Source organism: Mycobacterium basiliense (assembly GCF_900292015.1).
In the GTDB taxonomy this organism is placed as follows: domain Bacteria; phylum Actinomycetota; class Actinomycetes; order Mycobacteriales; family Mycobacteriaceae; genus Mycobacterium; species Mycobacterium basiliense.
This window is the reverse complement of record NZ_LR130759.1, coordinates 1333774-1350074: the sequence shown is the minus strand read 5'-3', so window position 1 is coordinate 1350074 and position 16301 is coordinate 1333774. Positions and strand designations below refer to the sequence as shown.

General features: G+C 67.0%; 16 protein-coding genes. 10 read left to right on the top strand and 6 right to left on the bottom strand.

Going from position 1 to position 16301, the window contains the following annotated elements; all coding sequences use genetic code 11:
• Positions 1–45 precede the first annotated feature (45 nt).
• Positions 46–501, bottom strand: a complete 456-nt coding sequence (locus MB901379_RS05690; protein ID WP_197717864.1) for a DUF3499 domain-containing protein — start codon at positions 499–501, stop codon at positions 46–48.
• Positions 502–674: 173 nt separating this feature from the next.
• Between MB901379_RS05690 and MB901379_RS05685 the strand changes: the two genes are divergently transcribed.
• Complete coding sequence (locus tag MB901379_RS05685) at positions 675–1097, top strand: metallopeptidase family protein (RefSeq protein ID WP_158018972.1); 423 nt, start codon at positions 675–677, stop codon at positions 1095–1097.
• A 32-nt stretch (positions 1098–1129) separates the two neighbouring features.
• Here MB901379_RS05685 and MB901379_RS05680 read toward each other — a convergent pair whose 3' ends face one another.
• On the bottom strand, positions 1130–1498 hold the full coding sequence (locus tag MB901379_RS05680) for a WhiB family transcriptional regulator (RefSeq protein WP_331852728.1): 369 nt from the start codon (positions 1496–1498) through the stop codon (positions 1130–1132).
• 373 nt (positions 1499–1871) lie between these two features.
• On the opposite strand from MB901379_RS05680, the gene cofD reads away from it, so the two are divergent.
• Genes cofD through MB901379_RS05660 form a run of 4 tightly spaced genes read left to right on the top strand, consistent with a single transcriptional unit; the run spans position 1872 to position 6394 of the window.
• Positions 1872–2861, top strand: coding sequence for a 2-phospho-L-lactate transferase (gene cofD, locus MB901379_RS05675; RefSeq protein ID WP_158015741.1), 990 nt, complete (start codon positions 1872–1874; stop codon positions 2859–2861).
• 11 nt (positions 2862–2872) lie between these two features.
• On the top strand, positions 2873–4231 hold the full coding sequence (locus tag MB901379_RS05670; protein ID WP_174237073.1) for a coenzyme F420-0:L-glutamate ligase: 1359 nt from the start codon (positions 2873–2875) through the stop codon (positions 4229–4231).
• A gap of 28 nt (positions 4232–4259) precedes the next feature.
• On the top strand, positions 4260–5846 hold the full coding sequence (locus tag MB901379_RS05665; protein ID WP_158015739.1) for an Eco57I restriction-modification methylase domain-containing protein: 1587 nt from the start codon (positions 4260–4262) through the stop codon (positions 5844–5846).
• Positions 5801–6394, top strand: a complete 594-nt coding sequence (locus MB901379_RS05660) for an NUDIX hydrolase (RefSeq protein ID WP_158015738.1) — start codon at positions 5801–5803, stop codon at positions 6392–6394. Before MB901379_RS05665 ends, MB901379_RS05660 begins: the two co-directional genes overlap by 46 nt.
• Here the strand turns inward: MB901379_RS05660 and manB are convergent.
• The 3 genes from manB to rfbD are packed head-to-tail and all read right to left on the bottom strand — an operon-like array spanning position 6376 to position 9260.
• A complete protein-coding gene (gene manB, locus MB901379_RS05655; protein WP_158015737.1) occupies positions 6376–7452 on the bottom strand; it encodes a mannose-1-phosphate guanylyltransferase in 1077 nt (358 codons plus the stop codon). The two genes, MB901379_RS05660 and manB, sit on opposite strands and share 19 nt — an antisense overlap.
• A 1-nt stretch (position 7453) precedes the next feature.
• Positions 7454–8344, bottom strand: a complete 891-nt coding sequence (locus MB901379_RS05650; protein WP_158015736.1) for a glycosyltransferase family 2 protein — start codon at positions 8342–8344, stop codon at positions 7454–7456.
• Positions 8337–9260, bottom strand: a complete 924-nt coding sequence (gene rfbD, locus MB901379_RS05645; protein WP_158015735.1) for a dTDP-4-dehydrorhamnose reductase — start codon at positions 9258–9260, stop codon at positions 8337–8339. The genes MB901379_RS05650 and rfbD overlap by 8 nt, the downstream gene beginning before the upstream one ends.
• 64 nt (positions 9261–9324) lie before the next feature.
• On the opposite strand from rfbD, the gene MB901379_RS05640 reads away from it, so the two are divergent.
• The 4 genes from MB901379_RS05640 to ctpC all read left to right on the top strand — a co-directional run bounded on the left by MB901379_RS05640 (position 9325) and on the right by ctpC (position 14110).
• On the top strand, positions 9325–10800 hold the full coding sequence (locus MB901379_RS05640; protein ID WP_408632336.1) for an LCP family protein: 1476 nt from the start codon (positions 9325–9327) through the stop codon (positions 10798–10800).
• Entirely contained in the window at positions 10788–11504 is a 717-nt protein-coding gene (locus MB901379_RS05635) for a TIGR03089 family protein (protein ID WP_197717863.1), read from the top strand. The genes MB901379_RS05640 and MB901379_RS05635 overlap by 13 nt, the downstream gene beginning before the upstream one ends.
• A gap of 119 nt (positions 11505–11623) precedes the next feature.
• The gene (locus MB901379_RS05630; protein WP_158015733.1) at positions 11624–11902 is read left to right on the top strand and encodes a DUF1490 family protein; all 279 of its coding nucleotides are present in this window, start codon (positions 11624–11626) and stop codon (positions 11900–11902) included.
• A 9-nt stretch (positions 11903–11911) separates the two neighbouring features.
• Entirely contained in the window at positions 11912–14110 is a 2199-nt protein-coding gene (ctpC, locus tag MB901379_RS05625; protein ID WP_158015732.1) for a manganese-exporting P-type ATPase CtpC, read from the top strand.
• Positions 14111–14151: 41 nt separating this feature from the next.
• Here ctpC and MB901379_RS05620 read toward each other — a convergent pair whose 3' ends face one another.
• Entirely contained in the window at positions 14152–14793 is a 642-nt protein-coding gene (locus MB901379_RS05620; protein ID WP_408632364.1) for a cation transporter, read from the bottom strand.
• 281 nt (positions 14794–15074) lie between these two features.
• Between MB901379_RS05620 and MB901379_RS05615 the strand changes: the two genes are divergently transcribed.
• Entirely contained in the window at positions 15075–16259 is a 1185-nt protein-coding gene (locus MB901379_RS05615) for a CoA transferase (protein ID WP_158015730.1), read from the top strand.
• The last annotated feature ends 42 nt before the right edge of the window (positions 16260–16301 follow it).

Sequence of the window (16301 nt, the reverse complement as noted above, 5' to 3'; positions counted from 1 at the left end):
AGTGCGGACCCCAACGGTCTCGAACCGTCTGGTCACCGCCCGCGGCTAGTCAGCGGGGTCGGGTAAAACCCGCAGGTGTCCGCGACGGCGTCCGGAGCGTGGTTCGGACGGTGCGAACACGCCGCCACTCGGCGCGGTGGCGTGCGCCCCGGCATGCTGTACGACGGGGTCGGCAAATCCGTCGTAGCCGTTCAACCGTGCACCATCCCTGCCCGCGTAGGACGTCTCCGCGTCTGGGCCGCCCTCGCGCACCGCGTCGGCCAGCGCCACCAGGTCGTCTTCATCGGGATGGGTGGGTAGCGGCCCGGCGTGCCGAACCAATTCCCACCCGCGCGGAGCCGTGATACGCCCGGCATGTCCCACGCATAGATCCCAGGAGTGCGGTTCCCGCGCAGTGGCGAGCGGACCGACCACCGCCGTCGAATCCGAGTAGACAAACGTCAACGTTGCCACTGCATAGTGCGGACACCCGGGCCGGCAACAGCGACGGGGTACGTTCACGATCGAAAGGCTATCGTGCGGAAACCCCGCCGAAGTGTCGGACACGCGCAACCGTTCGGAGCGCGATGTACAACCGTTACCATCGGCGCGTGAGCGATTCCCGCAGCTTCGGACGCAGCGGTCGGCCAGACGGCAGATCCGCATCGCGTCGACCGAGGCGTCGGGGCCGCGATTTGCGAGGTCCGCTGCTGCCGCCGACGGTGCCCGGATGGCGTAGCCGGGCCGAACGGTTTGATATGGCGGTTCTGGAGGCCTACGAACCCATCGAGCGTCGTTGGCAGGATCGGGTGTCCGAACTGGACATCGCGGTCGATGAGATTCCCCGCATCGCGGCCAAGGACCCGGAGAGTGTGCAGTGGCCACCGGAGGTCATTGCGGACGGTCCGATCGCGCTGGCCCGGCTGATCCCGGCTGGGGTCGATGTCCGCGGAAACGCTACACGGGCGCGAATTGTCTTGTTCCGCAAGCCAATCGAGCGGCGCGCAAAAGACACGCTCGAGCTTGGCGAATTGCTTCATGAGATTCTGGTGGCCCAGGTGGCAATTTACCTGGACGTAGATCCCACGGTCATCGATCCGACGATCGACGACGACTGACCGGCCGTCCCGCCGGTCGGGCTGGACTCGGATCAGATGATGCCGCGTTTGAGGCGTCGACGCTCGCGCTCGGACAAGCCACCCCAGATGCCGAAACGCTCGTCGTGCGCCAGCGCGTACTCCAGGCACTCATGGCGCACCTCGCACCCCAGGCAGATCTTCTTAGCCTCCCGGGTGGAGCCACCCTTCTCCGGGAAAAACGCCTCGGGATCCGTTTGCGCACAAAGGGCACGGTCTTGCCATTGCTCACTCGGCGGTTCTGCGGAGACCGGCAGGGGTTCGGGCTCGAATGCGGCGGGCGCATCGGGAACCAAACTCAAATGCGGTCGACCAATTTCCATCGATGGCACTGTCATCGCATCGACAGCCGAACCGGCAACGGTGTGCGGTGTGCCTCCCATTACGCCCCGAAGGTGCTCATAGGGCATGCCTCCGCCTCCTCCTAATAGGTACTGAAATGGTTTCCCACTGTTTTGATGTGCAGCTAACCCAATTCGAACTAGTGATCGAATCTCGGTCTGCGACACCGAAACCGGCCGGCCAACCGGGAAATGACACTGATGTGATTAGACACGGCTTGGCCAGCCTGGTCAAGCACTTCGGCGCATTTCCATATCATCTCGTGATCGAATTTCCGCGATTCTGTTTCAGTTGAGCCTTCGGCGTGTCGAGTGGATCTCATCACAGTGGGTGAAGCGGGCATGGCCCAGCTTTGTCCCGGGCTACCCTAGCGGCCCACGAGCGCTCCGCCGCCGGCAGGTACTGTCCTGCGATGTGAAGGTCACCGTTCTGGTCGGCGGAGTCGGCGGCGCCCGCTTCCTACTCGGGGTCCAGCACTTACTGGACCTGGGCCAGTTTGCCACACCCGACGATGACGCGCGGCACGAATTGACCGCAATAGTCAACATCGGCGACGACGCCTGGATCCACGGGCTGCGTATCTGCCCCGACCTGGACACCTGCATGTACACCCTGGGTGGCGGCGTCGATCCGGAACGCGGCTGGGGCCACCGTGACGAAACCTGGCACGCCAGAGAGGAACTCGCGCACTACGGCGTGCAACCCGACTGGTTCCAACTCGGCGACCGGGACCTGGCCACGCACCTGGTGCGCACCCAGATGCTGGGGGCCGGCTACCCGCTTTCGCAGGTCACCACGGCGCTGTGCGACCGCTGGCGGCCCGGCGCGACGCTGCTTCCCGCCAGCAACGATCGTTGCGAGACTCATGCGGTAATTACTGACCCCGTGGATAATTCGCCTCGGGCCATCCACTTTCAGGAGTGGTGGGTGCGCTATCGCGCCCAGCTGCCCACGCACAGCTTCGCCTACGTCGGCGCCGAAAAAGCCAGCGCCACAACCGAAGCGGTAGAAGCGATAAAGGCAGCCGACCTCGTCATGCTGGCACCGTCCAACCCAGTGGTTAGCATCGGCGCCATCCTGGCGGTGCCCGGTATGCGTGCCGCGCTGCGGGCCACCACCGCTCCGATCGTCGGCTACTCGCCGATCATCGACGGAAAACCATTGCGTGGCATGGCTGATGCATGCCTCTCGGTGATCGGAGTGGATTCCACCGCCGCGGCGGTTGGCCGGCACTATGGGGCCCGCAGCGCCACCGGGATCCTCGATGGCTGGCTGGTCGCCGAGGGCGACAGCGCCGACATCGAAGGCGTCGCGGTGGCATCGATACCCCTGCTGATGAGCGACCCGAAGGCAACGGCCGCCATGGTGCGAGCCGGGTTCGACCTGATGGGTGTGGCGCCGTGACCGATGCCAAGCTGCCGCCGACGGGCGAACACGGCACCGCCTCGGCCATCCAGATTCTACCCATTGCCGGCCTTCCCGACTTCCGCCCCGGCGACGATCTCGTTGCGGCCGTGGCGACCGCCGCACCGTGGCTGCGCGACGGTGATGTCGTCGTGGTCACCAGCAAGGTGGTGTCCAAGTGCGAGGGACGGCTGGTGGCGGCTCCCGAAGACCCGGAGCAGCGAGATCAGCTACGTCGCAAGCTGGTCGACGATGAGGCGGTGCGGGTGCTGGCACGCAAGGGCCGGACCCTGATCACCGAGAACCGGCTCGGGCTGGTGCAGGCCGCTGCCGGCGTGGACGGATCCAACGTGGGCAGATCCGAACTCGCTTTGCTGCCAATCGATCCCGATGCCAGTGCGGCCACCCTGCGTGCCGGGCTGCGCGAGCGGCTGGGCGTCACTGTCGCGGTGGTCGTCACCGACACCATGGGCCGCGCCTGGCGTAACGGGCAGATCGACGCCGCGGTCGGGGCCGCCGGCCTGGCGGTGCTGCACAACTATTCGGGTGCCGTGGACCGATATGGCAACGAGTTGGTCGTCACCGAAATCGCGGTTGCCGACGAGGTAGCCGCCGCCGCCGATCTGGTCAAAGGCAAACTGACCGCGATGCCGGTGGCGGTGGTTCGCGGTCTTCCAGAACATGTGGTGGGCGACCCCGACGCGACGGCTCGACAGCTGCTGCGGCCTGGCGCCGACGACCTCTTCTGGTTGGGCACCGCCGAGGCCATCGACCTGGGCCGCCAGCAGGCCCAACTGTTGCGCCGGTCGGTCCGTAGCTTTGCCGACCAACCGGTCGATGCGCAGCTCGTCGAGTCCGCCATCGCCGAGGCGCTCACCGCGCCGGCCCCGCATCACACTCGGCCGGTGCGGTTCGTCTGGCTGCAGACCGACGACACCCGCACTCGGCTGCTCGATCGCATGAAGGACAAGTGGCGAGCCGATCTCGCCGGCGACGGCCGGCCCGCCGACGCCGTTGAACGCCGGGTGGCTCGCGGCCAGATCCTCTACGACGCTCCCGAAGTCGTCATCCCGATGCTGGTGCCCGAAGGCGCACATGCCTACCCCGACGCCGCCCGCACCCAAGCCGAGCACACCATGTTCACCGTCGCGGTGGGAGCCGCCGTGCAAGCCCTGCTGGTCGCGCTGGCGGTGCGCGGACTGGGTAGTTGCTGGATCGGCTCGACCATCTTCGCGGCCGACCTGGTTCGCGAAGAGCTGGGGTTGCCGGCGGACTGGGAGCCGCTGGGCGCCATCGCCATCGGCTATGGTTCCGATCCACCCGCACCGCGCGACCCGGCGCTCGTCGGGGATTTGTTGATCCGCAAGTGAGCGGGATGAGGCGGCGGTACTGGACGCCATGAAGACGTTCGCGGGCAAGAGCGCCGCGTCGGCCGACAAGGTTCGCGGCGGCTACTACACGCCGGCGCCGGTGGCCCGCTTTCTTGCCCGCTGGGTGCTGCAAGCCGGGCCCAAGATTCTAGATCCCTCCTGCGGTGACGGCCGAATCCTGCGTGAACTGGCCAGCGCCAGTCGTGACGCCCGCGGTGTGGAACTCGTCGCGCACGAGGCCGCCAAGGCACGCAAGTTCGCGCCAGTGGACACCGAGGACCTGTTCACCTGGCTCGGCACCGCCAGGGGCGGCAGCTGGGATGGGGTGGCAGGCAATCCGCCGTATATCCGGTTCGGGAACTGGCCGGCAGACCAACGATCTCCGGCAATGGACCTAATGCGCCGCGCGGGCCTGCGCCCCACCAGACTGACCAACGCGTGGGTTCCGTTCGTCGTGGCAAGCACCACGTTGGTACGCGAGGGCGGACGGGTGGGTCTGGTGCTACCCGCCGAACTGCTTCAGGTCACCTATGCCGAACAATTGCGCCAATTTCTGTTGAGCCGCTTCCGTGACATCACGCTGGTGACCTTCGAACGATTGGTGTTCGACGGAGTTCTGCAGGAGGTCGTGTTGTTCTGCGGCGTGGTCGGCCGTGGCACCGCACGGATCCGCACGATCAATCTCCGCGACGCAGACGCTCTTGCCGGCACCGACTTCGGTGGCGAGGCGGCTCCAGCGCTCATGCACGAATCGGAGAAGTGGACCAAATACTTTCTCCGCCCCACCGCGATCCAGACGCTGCGCACGCTCAGGCAGTGCGACACCATGACCAGCCTGGGCAGGGTCGCCGAGGTGGACGTCGGAATCGTGACGGGCCGCAACACCTTCTTCACGTTCACCGACGACCAGGCCCGGCAATTGCGGCTAAAACAGCATTGCGTGCCCCTCGTTTCACGCAGCGCACAACTGCGCGGCCTGGTCTACGACCTCGATTGCCGAGCCGGCGATGTCGCCGCACAGCACCGCACCTGGCTGCTTGACGCTGCCCGCGAACCCACCGACCCAGCCCTGGTCGCGCACATCGAAGCCGGCGAGGCCGCCGGCGTCCACCGCGGCTACAAATGCTCCATCCGCAAGCCGTGGTGGCGCACACCGTCGCTATGGATCCCAGACCTGTTCATGCTGCGCCAGATTCACCGCGCCCCGCGCCTGACCGTCAACACCGCGGCGGCAACGAGCACCGACACCGTGCATCGGGTCCGGCTCAAGGCAACGCCGCCACAGCTCGACGCCACCGCACTGGCCACCGCGTTTCACAACAGCGTGACATTTGCTTTTGCCGAGATCATGGGCCGCAGTTACGGCGGCGGCATCTTGGAGCTCGAACCCGGCGAGGCCGAGCAGCTCCCCATTCCACCACCCACACCCGCCTGTGCCGAATTGGCGCGCGACGTCGACCTGCTGCTGAAGGCCAACGAAATTGACAAGGCGCTCGACATCGTGGACCGACATATCCTGATCGACGAGCTCGGCTTTTCGCCGCAGATCGTGACAGATTGTCGATCGGCATGGATGACGCTGCGCGATCGCCGGACCAAGCGAGGAGCCCGTTGAGTATCCGAGAGTCGACCATTGAGATCCTCACCCATTGGCGGGCCCCCGATCCTGCTCAGGATTCGTTGCGGCACTCCGTGCTGGCCTTTGTCCACGGACGACGCGATGCCTGTCGCCGCGCGTGCGAACCCGGCCACGTCACCGCGTCGACACTGGTGGTCGATTCGGCCAGCGATCGGGTGCTGCTGTGCTTGCATCGCCGGCTTGGCCGCTGGGTGCAGCTCGGCGGCCACTGCGAAGACGACGACGACGACATCGTCGCGGCGGCCTTGCGCGAAGCCACCGAGGAATCCGGGATCACCGGCCTGCGCATCGTGCCACAGCTGGTGGCCGTCCATGTGCACCCAGTGACGTGCTCACTGGGCGTACCGACCCGCCACCTCGACCTGCAGTTCGCCGCGCATGCGCCGGCCGGTGCCCGCATCGCCGTCAGCGAGGAATCCGAAGACCTGCGGTGGTGGCCGGCCGACGCATTGCCACCGGGAACCGACCACGCGCTGGACTACCTGGTCAAGCGCGCAATGCGGAATCACACATCAGACGAGTAACGGATGCCGCCGTCGGGAATGCACACCCCGGGCCACACCCGGGCGCCGCGCAGCAATTCGCAACGCGCGCCGATGTCGGCACCGTCGCCGATCACCCCGTCGCGGATCAGCGCCCGCGGACCAATACGCGCTCCGAAGCCGATGATCGATCGCTCGATGACGCTGCCCGCCTCGACCTTGACGCCGTCGAAGATGACTGCCCCGTCCAGCCGGGCGCCGGGACCGATCTCGGCACCCCGTCCGACGACCGTGCCGCCGATCAACAGCGCCCCGGGAGAAATCGCCGCGCCGTCGTGTACCAGCTGTTCGCCGCGGTGGCCGTGCAGGGCCGGCGAGGGGGCGATCCCACGCACCAGATCGGCCGAGCCACGCACAAAATCCTCCGGTGTCCCCATGTCGCGCCAGTAGGTGGCATCGACATAGCCGCACATTTTGACGCCGGGATCGGCCAGCAACGACGGGAACACCTCCCGTTCCACCGAGACTTCGCGGCCCCGCGGAATCCGGTCGATGACTTTGCGCCGGAAGACGTAACAGCCCGCGTTGATCTGATCGGTGGGCGGATCTTGTGTCTTTTCCAGAAACGCCGTCACCCGGCCGTCCGCGGTGGGAACACAGCCGAAAGCCCGCGGGTCGCCCACCCGCACCAGGTGCAGGGTGACATCCGCTTGGTTGGTTTGGTGAAATTCCAGCACCTGGCCCAGGTCGGCACCGGAAAGTACGTCGCCGTTGAACACCATCACGGTGTCATGACGAAGCTGTCCGGCGACATTGGCGATGCCACCACCGGTACCCAATGGACTGTCTTCGGTGACGTAGTCAATCTGCAGACCCAGCTTCGACCCGTCGCCGAATTCGGCCTCAAACACCTCGGCCCGGTAGGACGTGCTCAGGATCACGTGTTCGATTCCCGCTGCGGCGATGCGCGACAGCAGATGGGTGAGAAAAGGCAGCCCCGCCGTCGGCAACATGGGCTTGGGCGCCGACAACGTCAGCGGGCGCAGCCTGGTGCCCTTGCCGCCGACCAAGACCACCGCGTCGACGTCCTTGGTTGCCAACTCAGTGCCGCCCTTCTGTCAGCTTTCGCCGCGACCCGCGCACCATCAGCCGGGAGCGAACGGCCAGCGATCCTCGAAAAATCCAGCGCAACGGTGCCCACCACCAACCAGGATGCCGATCTGCAAGGAATATATATGTGCTTTTGTGATGTGCCGCCAGGTGATGCGCCGGATCACGCCCGGTGGAATGGCCCTTGTGATGCAGCACCTCGGCCGACGGTACGTACACGTTGAGCCAGCCGGCCCTGCCGAGCCGGTCGCCCAGATCCACGTCCTCCATATACATGAAGTAACGCTCATCGAAGCCGCCGACTTCGGTGAATGCCGCCCGTCGCACCAGCAGGCACGACCCCGACAACCACCCCACCGGCCGTTCGCTGGGCTCGAGGTGCTCCTGACGATAGGCCCTTGTCCACGGGTTGCCCGGCCACATCGGCCCGAGCACCGCGTGCATGCCGCCCCGGATGAAGCTGGGCAGCAGCCGCGCCGACGGGTACACCGACCCGTCCGGATCCCGGATAAGCGGCCCCAACGCTCCGGCTTGGGGCCAACGCTCAGCGGCCTCCAATAGTGCGTCAATACTTCCCGGACCCCATTGCACGTCGGGGTTTGCCACGATCACCCAGTTGTCCACCCAGCGTTCGTCGACCGCGTCGAGCTGGGCGACCGCGCGGTTCACCGCGGTTCCATATCCGAGATTGGATCCCGTCGGGTGCAGCCGCACGTTGGGGTAACGCTCGACTGCGGCCTCTGGCGCTCCGTCGATGGAACCATTGTCGGCCAACACGACACTCACCGGACGCTCCGTAGCCAGCGTCAGGGAGGCCAGAAACCGCTCCAAGTGCGGGCCCGGCGAGTAGGTCACCGCGACGACCGGCAGAACGTCAGTCACGCGTAGAGGGTAACGGTCGTCCGGGCGGCGCTCCCTGCGTTCCGCTGCATGCCGCGGCCAAGGCGGCGACGAGCGCTGCGCGCCAGGGCCGTAGCGGCGTCAGGCCCGCCGCGGCCCACTGCCCACCGGACAGCGCGGAGTAGCTCGGCCGCGGCGCCGGCCGGGGAAATTGGGCACTGCTAACCGGCCGGACCCGCTGGGTCTCGGCACCGCACGCTTCGAAGACCGCGCGAGCCTGCTCGAAGCGGGAGACTGCACCGGAGTTGGCGGCGTGCAGGACGCACCCCCGCAGACCGGTGTCGGCCACCTCCAGCAAGGCAGCGGCAAGGTCGGCGACATAGGTCGGTGAGCCGATCTGGTCGTCCACCACATCGATGGGACCGTCGCCTCCGGCCAACCGTTGCATCACAGCAACAAAATCCTTGCCGGCTCCACCGGTGTACACCCAGGCGGTTCGCACCACGACGGCCTCGGAATGTGCCGCTAGCACGGCCCGTTCGCCGGCGAGCTTGCTGCGCGCGTACACCCCTTGGGGTGCGGTGTGGTCGCTGGGTTCATAGGGACGCGGCTCGGTGCCGTCGAACACGCCGTCAAATACGTAGTCGGTGGAGACGTGGATGAGCCGCGCACCTACGCGCGCGCACGCGCGGGCGAGGATTTCCGGTCCGGTGGCATTAACGGCGTAGGCCCGTGATTCCTCCGTCTCGGCGCCGTCGACATCGGTGTAGGCCGCGCAGTTGATCACCACATCGCCGGTTTGGATGATCCGATCGGCCGCCGCGGGGTCGGTGATGTCCCATTGCGACGACGTCTTTGCCAACATCGTGCGGTCCTGACCGGCTGACAGAGCGGCCAAGAAGCCGCCCAGCTGCCCACCTGCGCCGGTGATAACCAGCCGTCCCGACGTGCTCGACATGTGTTTGAGTCTGGCACGCCGGACCGAGCTACAAAGAAACCGGCTGTGATACAAGTAACCTACAGTGATGCCTGTGCAACGTGTGGCTCGTGCGGCCCGTGCGGTTTCCACGGCATTGGCCGTCGTCGTCGTCCTCGGCACCGGACTGGCATGGACCAGCGTTCGGTCCTTCGAAGACGGCATCTTCCACATGTCCGCCCCCTCGCTGGGGCACGGCGGCGACGACGGTGCGATCGACATTCTGTTGGTTGGCCTGGACAGCCGCACCGACGCACATGGCAACCCACTAACCGCGCAGGAACTGGCGACCCTGCGAGCCGGCGACGAGGAAGCGACCAATACCGACACGATCATCCTGATCCGGATCCCCAACAACGGGAAATCGGCCACCGCGATCTCCATTCCGCGCGATTCCTACGTCCAGGCCCCGGGCCTGGGCAAGACCAAGATCAATGGCGTCTACGGCCAAACCCGAGAGACCAAGCGAGCCAATCTGGTCCAAGCCGGCGCCTCGGCCGCCGAAGCTGCGGCCGCGGGTACCGAGGCTGGGCGCGAGGCGCTGATCAAGACCGTGGCCGATCTCACCGGAGTCACCGTCGATCACTACGCCGAGATCGGACTGCTCGGTTTCGCGTTGATCGCCGACGCACTCGGTGGCGTCGACGTCTGCCTCAAAGAGGCTGTCTACGAGCCGCTTTCGGGCGCCGACTTCCCGGCCGGGCGGCAAAAACTCAACGGTCCGCAGGCGCTCAGTTTCGTCCGGCAGCGCCACGAGTTGCCCCGGGGCGACCTCGACCGCGTGGTGCGTCAGCAAGCCGTGATGGCCACGCTGGCGCACCGGGTGATATCCGGCAAAACGCTGTCCAGCCCGGCCACGCTGAGACGCTTGCAGCAGGCGGTGCAGCGCTCGGTGGTGCTGTCCTCTGGCTGGGACATCATGGACTTCGTGCAGCAGCTACAGGAGCTGGCTGGCGGCAACGTCGCGTTCGCCACCATCCCGGTGCTCGACGGGTCCGGCTGGAGTGACGACGGCATGCAAAGTGTGGTTCGGGTGGACCCGCACCAGGTTGCCGACTGGGTGGCCGGTCTGTTGCACGAGCAGAATGAGGGCAAGACCGAACAGCTGGCCTACACGCCGGCCAAGACCACCGCCAATGTGGTCAACGACACCGACATCAACGGCCTGGCGGCGGCGGTGTCGGAGGTGCTGACCGCCAAGGGATTTGCCACCGGCATGGTGGGCAACAACGATGGCGGACACGTGCAGGGCAGCCAGGTGCGGGCCGCCAAGACAGACGACCTGGGCGCGCAGCAGGTGGCCACGGAGCTGGGCGGGTTGCCGGTCGTCGCCGACCAGTCGGTACCGGCCGGATCGGTGCGGGTGGTGCTGGCCAACGACTACAGCGGCCCGGGCTCCGGCCTCGGGGGCGGCGGCTCCGTATCATCCGCCCGTGCGGCGAGCACCGGGTCCTCGGACACCGCTCCCCCGCCGTCGCCGATCCTCACCGCCGGTTCCGACCAGCCGGAATGCATCAACTGACCACTCTAAGCGAAGCGATTCTCGACCCGATAGTGCGGGCCGATCCGGTCGGGCCGCGCATTACGTACTACGACGACGCCACCGGCGAGCGCATCGAGCTGTCCGCGGTGACCATGGCCAATTGGGCGGCCAAGACCGGCAATCTGTTGCGTGACGAGCTGGCCGCCGGACCGACCAGCCGGGTCGCGGTGCTGCTGCCCGCCCACTGGCAGACTGCGGCGGTCCTGTTCGGCGTGTGGTGGATCGGCGCCGAGGTGGTTCTCGACGGCGCGGCCGATCTGGCCCTGTGCACCGCAGATCGGCTGGACGAAGCCGACAACGCGGTCTCCGGCGGCGAGGTGGCCGTGCTGTCGCTGGACCCGTTCGGCCGGCCGGCGGCCGACTTGCCGGTCGGCGTCACCGACTACGCGACCGCCGTACGGGTGCACGGCGACCAGATCATTGCCGAACGCCACCCCGGCCCGGCGCTGGCCGGCCGAGCCGTCGATCGAGTGCTGGCCGACTGCGCGGAATCGGCGGCACGGACGGGTATCACGGCAACGGATCGGGTGCTCTCCACCGCATCTTGGCCCGGTCCCGGCGAGTTGGTGGACGGCTTGCTGGCGATCTTGTCGGTGGGCGCGTCGCTGGTGCAGGTCGCCAACCCCGATCCGGCCGCGCTGCCACGCAAGATCGAGACCGAAAAGGTCACTCGCGCGCTGTGAGCCGGGCGACCAACGCGTCCACTATTCATGTTGATATCGCGATATTTCGATGTTAACGTCGTGGCCGACGCTGAATGACACAGCGATAGACCGACAACGACGATAGGAAGGTTGCAGCCATGGCGGCGTATGGACTGTTGGCAAAGGCGGCCACATTGGTAGTGCACGGGGTGGTCGGGGCGGCCGCATACGACGTGGTCCGCAAGGCCGCGAAGAAGGCTCCACTGCACCAGACCGCCGTATCGGCGGCCGAGCTGGGCTTGCGCGGCACCCGCAAGGCTGAGGAAGCCGCGGAGTCGGCCCGGCTCAAGATTTCCGACGTGATGTCGGAGGCGCGTGAGCGCATCGGCGAGGAGGCGCCCACTCCTGCCGTCGCAGTCCACGACCACGACCACTGATCCGGCGATATGTCCCTCGCCATCGTTAAGGACGTTGCCACCAGCGACGACGCCACCGAGACCGCCGACCTGGTCGTAGTCTCCGACGCGGCCGGACGGATGCGGGTGCAGGTCGACTGGGTCCGCGGCAATCCCCGGCGGGCCGTGGCAGTCGAGGAGGCCGTGGCCAAGCAGACCGGCGTGCGCGTCGTGCATGCCTATCCGCGTACCGGGTCGGTCGTGGTGTGGTACTCGCCGCGACGATGCGAACGCTCCTTGGTACTGGAGGCGATCAGGGGTGCCGAACACGTGGCCGCGGAGCTGATCCCGACGCGCGCGCCGCATTCCTCGGAGATCCGCAATGCCGATGTTCTTCGCATGGTCATCGGGGGTGCGGCGCTGGCCCTGCTCGGGGTACGCCGCTACGTCTTCGCCCGCCCACCGCTGCTCGGACCCAGCGGCCGGATGGTCGCCACCGGCGTGACCATCTTCACCGGCTACCCGTTCCTGCGTGGCGCCCTGCGTTCGCTGCGTTCCGGGAAGGCCGGCACCGATGCGCTGGTGTCGGCGGCGACGGTGGCAAGCCTCATCCTGCGCGAGAACGTCGTCGCGCTGACCGTGCTATGGCTGCTCAATATAGGCGAATACCTGCAGGATCTGACCCTGCGGCGGACCCGACGGGCGATCTCCGAGCTGCTGCGCGGCAACCAGGACACGGCGTGGATCCGCCTCACCGAGGGCGCCACCGCCGGGACCGAAGTGCAGGTGCCGATCGATAGTTTGCAGATCGGTGACGAGGTCGTCGTCCATGACCACGTCGCCATCCCGGTCGACGGTGAGGCGGTCGACGGTGAAGCCATCGTCAACCAGTCCGCGATCACCGGCGAAAACCTGCCGGTCAGCATCACTCCCGGAATGTACGTACACGCGGGTTCGGTGGTGGTGCGTGGACGGTTGGTGGTGCGGGCCCAGGCGGTCGGCAACCAAACCACCATCGGGCGCATCATCACCCGAGTCGAAGAGGCCCAGCTGGACCGGGCGCCCATTCAGACGGTCGGCGAGAACTTCTCCCGCCGCTTCGTGCCCACCTCGTTCATCGTCTCCGGTATCACCTTGCTGCTGACTGGGGATGTGCGCCGCGCGATGACCATGCTGCTGATCGCCTGCCCGTGCGCGGTGGGCCTGTCCACCCCGACTGCGATCAGCGCGGCAATCGGAAACGGTGCCCGCCGCGGGATCCTGATCAAGGGCGGATCCCACCTCGAACAGGCGGGCCGGGTGGACGCGATCGTCTTCGACAAGACCGGGACGCTGACCGTCGGCCGCCCAGTAGTCACCAATATCATTGCCATGCACAAAGATTGGGAACCCGAGCAGGTGCTGGCATACGCCGCCAGCTCGGAGATCCACTCGCGACACCCGCTGGCCGAAGCGGTGATCCGCTCGACCGAAGAACGCCGCATCAGCATTCCCCCACACGAGGAGTGCGAAGTCTTGGTCGGCCTGGGCATGCGAACCTGGGCCGACGGCAGGACCCTGCTGCTGGGCAGCCCATCGCTGCTGCGCTCCGAGAAAGTCAAGGTGTCCAAGAAGGCATCGGAGTGGGTCGACACGCTGCGCCGCCAGGCGGAAACCCCGCTGCTGCTCGCCGTGGACGGCACCCTGGTTGGCCTGATCAGCCTCCGAGACGAGGTCCGTCCCGAGGCGGCCGAGGTGCTGACGAAGCTGCGGGACAGCGGCATCCGCCGGATTGTCATGCTCACCGGCGACCACCCCGACATCGCCGAGGTAGTCGCCGACGAGCTGGGCATCGACGAGTGGCGCGCCGAGGTGATGCCCGAAGACAAGCTCGAGGTGGTGCGTGAGCTGCAGAGCGACGGCTACGTGGTCGGGATGGTCGGGGACGGCGTCAACGATGCCCCGGCGCTGGCCGCCGCCGACATCGGGATAGCGATGGGCCTGGCTGGCACCGACGTCGCCGTCGAGACCGCCGACGTGGCGCTGGCCAACGACGATCTGCACCGGCTGCTCGACGTGCGGGACCTCGGCGCCCGGGCAGTGGAGGTAATCCGGGAGAACTACGGCATGTCGATCGCCGTGAACGCCGCCGGTCTATTGATCGGCGCCGGTGGCGCACTCTCGCCGGTGCTGGCCGCGATTCTGCACAACGCCTCGTCGGTGGCGGTGGTGGCCAACAGCTCCCGGCTGATCCGCTACCGGCTCGACTGAGGCCCAGCGGGATCGCCGCCGGTGCAGGGCTCGCCACAGCCTCAGCAGCCGCAGTCGTGACCTCGCCAGGCTCGGACGCCCTGCCAAAGCGCGATCGCCGCGATGACCAGCCCGATCGCCGGATCGATCCACCATCCGCCCGGCCAGCCGGCAGTTACCGCGAGGCCGACCAAGACCGCGGCGGCCTGTGCGGCACACAGGTAATTTTGGGTGCCCTCGCCCTCCGTGGCCCCAGAAGCCAGCCGTGCGCCCAGCCGGCGGTTGGCCCAACCGAGAACTGGCATCAGCACCAGGGCGCTCGCGGTCAACCCGATGCCGATCACTGAGGTCTCAGCCCGGCACCCGCCGGCCAGGTCGCGGATGGATTCCACAGCGATATAGGGTGCCGTCAACCAGAACGACACCGCCACTCCACGCTGCGCGAATCGCTCGGCCGTTTCGGACATCGTGCGGTCACCGGTGAAGCGCCACAGCACCATCGCGCTGGCCAGGCCCTCAGATCCGCCACCCAGCGCCCACGCGGTCAGTGCGATGGACCCGACCGCCAGGCCCTGCCACAGCCCGATGCCGCCTTCGACCAGCAACACCACCAGGCTGACCCAGGCCAGCCGGCGCGCCCACCCGACATTCCGCTGCCAGTCGGCATCCCGCGCGACCCCGGCCGATGTCTCCAGCGTGGTCACATCGCAGCAGCCGGCTTGCGGCGAGGTCCTGGCATCCACCCCGACGATGTTAGATGCAAGACCGGTGCGGCGGTGGTTTGTCCAGCTCGGCGGGTGTGCCGATGACTGTTCGCGGCCCCGGGGCTCGAGGCGCCGGCAGCGCTTGTGGTTAATGTGTCTAACCAACAGCTCCTTGAGGAGATTTCCGATGATGTGCACCCGAACGACACCGGGCTATCGCGCCGCTGTGCTGCGCCAGGAGAACCCGGACATTCGGATGGCGCACTAGGGAAGGGCCGGCCATGCTGAAGGACAATCCCGCCAAACCACTTGACGGCTTCCGGGTGCTTGATTTCACCCAGAACGTCGCTGGCCCCCTGGCTGGACAGGTGCTGGCGGATCTGGGGGCCGAGGTCATCAAGGTCGAGGCGCCGGGCGGTGAAGCGGCCCGCCAGATCACCGCGGTACTTCCCGGACGCCCCCCGCTAGCCACCTACTTTCTGCCCAACAACCGGGGAAAAAAGTCGGTGGCGGTGGACCTGACCAACGACGCGGCCAGACAACAGATAGTGCGACTCGCCGACACCGCCGACGTCGTGCTGGAGGGGTTTCGTCCCGGGGTGATGGAACGCATGGGCCTTGGCCCCGACGACTTGCGATCACGCAATCCCAAACTGATCTACGCCCGCCTTTCGGCGTTCGGCGGCAACGGTCCGCACGGCACGCGGCCCGGGGTCGACCTGATGGTCGCCGCTGAGGCCGGCATGACCACCGGCATGCCCACCCCGGATGGCAAACCGCAGATCATTCCATTCCAACTGGTGGACAACGCCAGTGGCCACGTGTTGGCCCAGGCGGTGCTGGCCGCGCTACTCAACCGCGAACGCCACGGTGTGGCCGACACCGTCCGAGTGGCGATGTACGACGTTGCGGTGGGACTGCAGGCCAACCAGCTGACCATGCACCTCAACCGCCGCAGCGACGATCGTCCGAAACCCGAGGAGGCACCGACCGGCAAGCGACGCAAGCGGGTCGGTTTCGCCACCCAGCCATCGGATGCGTTTCGGGCCGCCGACGGTTACCTGCTGATCAGCGCATACGTGCCTAAGCATTGGCACAAGCTGTGCCACATCATCGGCCGTCCGGATCTTTTGGACGACGAGCGGTTCATCGACCAGCGAGCGCGTGCGGTCAACTACCCCGAGCTGACCGAAGAACTCGAGTCGGCCCTGGCGGCAAGGACCGCCGCCGAATGGGTCGAGCTGCTGCACGAAGGCGGCCTGATGGCGTGCCTCGCCTACACCTGGAAACAGGTCGTGGAAACCCCGCTGTTCGCCGAGAATGACCTTGCCCTCCCGGTCGGCAGCGGCGAGCACGCCGTCACCGTGATTCGCACCCCGGCACGCTACGCGAGCTTCAGAGCCGTACTCGCCGATCCCCCGCCGGCGCCTGGCCAGCACAATGACCTGTTTCTGACCGAATCCTAAGTTATCTAGTTGCCAGCCATGCCCTAGTTTTGAATTGCCGAT